This window comes from Acetobacter indonesiensis (assembly GCF_000963945.1).
In the GTDB taxonomy this organism is placed as follows: domain Bacteria; phylum Pseudomonadota; class Alphaproteobacteria; order Acetobacterales; family Acetobacteraceae; genus Acetobacter; species Acetobacter indonesiensis.
Window position 1 is genome coordinate 1 of the sequence record NZ_BAMW01000041.1, and the last position, 1,656, is coordinate 1,656.

Here is a 1,656-nt window from a genome sequence, read left to right on the forward strand (position 1 = left end):
ACGCTGAGCCACTGGATTTCGCAGTATCGGTCGACTGATCTGACAGCGCCTGAAGTGCAGATGGACCTTGTCCGGGAAAATGAGCGTCTTCGCCTGGAAAACCGTGTCCTGCGGGAGGAGAGGGGGATATTAAAAAAGCCACGCAGTTCTTCGCGAGCCAAAAGACATGAGGTTTGCGTTTATCAGGGCACATCGTGACCGCAGGCTCATCGCCGATCTGTGTCGGGTTCTGCAGGTCTCGACACGTGGCTACCGAGTATGGTTTTCCCCGGCCCATGTGCGAGCAGCAGCGCACCGATCTGAAGGTTGTGGCATATATCCGCGAGCATTATGCCCTGAGCAACCGGACCTATGGCCGTCCGCGGATGACCATGGAACTCAGAGAAGCAGGACTTGATGTTGGTGAGCGTCGTGTGGGGCGAGTGATGCAAGCCAACGGTATTCGTCCCGTATGTAAGCATCGGTATACAAAGTCACGACCGATAGCCACCACCAGTCTGGCATTGTGGCCATTCTGGACCGCGACTTCATGGCCGATACCACCGATCGGAAATAGGCTGGCGACATCAGTTATATCTGGACCAGTGAAAGCTGGCTTTACCTTGACGTCGCCATTGACCTGTTCAGCCACCGCGTTATCGGTTGGCCGCGAGTGACCAGATGAAAAGATCTCGCTATCAGAGCACTCGATATGGCGATGCGTCTACGTAACCCACCACCTGGCTGTATTTTCCATTCTGATCGTGGCAGCCCATATTGCTTCCATGATTTTCAGAAGAAACTGATGGAATACAAGATGACACCGTCCCTGTCCGGCAAGGGAAACTGCTACGACAACACCGTGGTCGAGACCTTTTTCAAGAGCCTGAAGGCCGAAATGCTTTGGAGACAAAGCTGTCCAATACGGCGTCAAGCAACCGCTACCCTCTTTCTATACATCAACGGTTTCTATAATCCGCGACGGCGCCATTCCTATCTCGGGAATATCAGCCCTCTCGCTTTCGAGGCCAAAGCCCCGTAAAAGAGATCACATACCGGAACAAAACCGTTACAAGTCCACCTGCAATGTTGCCATCGCTGGCGAGGCTGAGGAATGAGGCCTTTCAGTCCCATCAGGCGTATCAGCCGCTCTACCGTGCAGCGGGCAACAGCCAGGCCTTCGCGTTTGATTGGTATCAGACCTTGCGTGCCCTACAGACGCAGAAATTATCATGGCACACTCTACGGATATCATCGCATAGTTCTTTGTTTTTCTGTCTCATACACAGGGATTTTTCTGTCTGGCCCGATAAGCATAATAGACAGATGGTGCAATCGGCAGGATCTTGCAGATTGACCCGACACCATATGTCTGCCGGTACTCATCAATGAAGCGTGTCATAGCCTGAACTGGCGGTCGAGTTCTCCTTCCGCAAAATATGCCGATGCCTTACGCAGGATTTCATTGGCCTGCCGCAGTTCGCGGTTTTCTCACTCCAGTTGCCTGTTTTCTTCCTTTCAGGCAGCTTACTTACCGCAGGCGCATTGGCCCACTCACACGGATCTGCCTTATTCTGGAGAATGGTGTTCTTGGGATTTTCCTTGAGGGTGATTTAGCTGCGATGCTGATTTTTGCATCAAACAAGAAGAACGCCGAGCATCATCCTGACGCTGGCG

3 pseudogenes and 1 other annotated feature are annotated in these 1,656 nt (G+C 52.6%); all 3 pseudogenes read left to right on the forward strand.

The features are described from left to right. Positions 1 to 198: pseudogene (locus Abin_RS15640) on the forward strand (IS3-like element IS1133 family transposase); the annotation flags it as partial. Between the two features lie 77 nt (positions 199 to 275). Continuing rightward, positions 276 to 455: pseudogene (locus tag Abin_RS16265) on the forward strand (IS3 family transposase); the annotation flags it as partial. A 116-nt stretch (positions 456 to 571) separates the two neighbouring features. Then, positions 572 to 1,021: pseudogene (locus Abin_RS16270) on the forward strand (IS3 family transposase); the annotation flags it as partial. 285 nt (positions 1,022 to 1,306) lie between these two features. Next, positions 1,307 to 1,423: a sequence feature (AL1L pseudoknot), on the reverse strand. Positions 1,424 to 1,656: the final 233 nt, after the last annotated feature.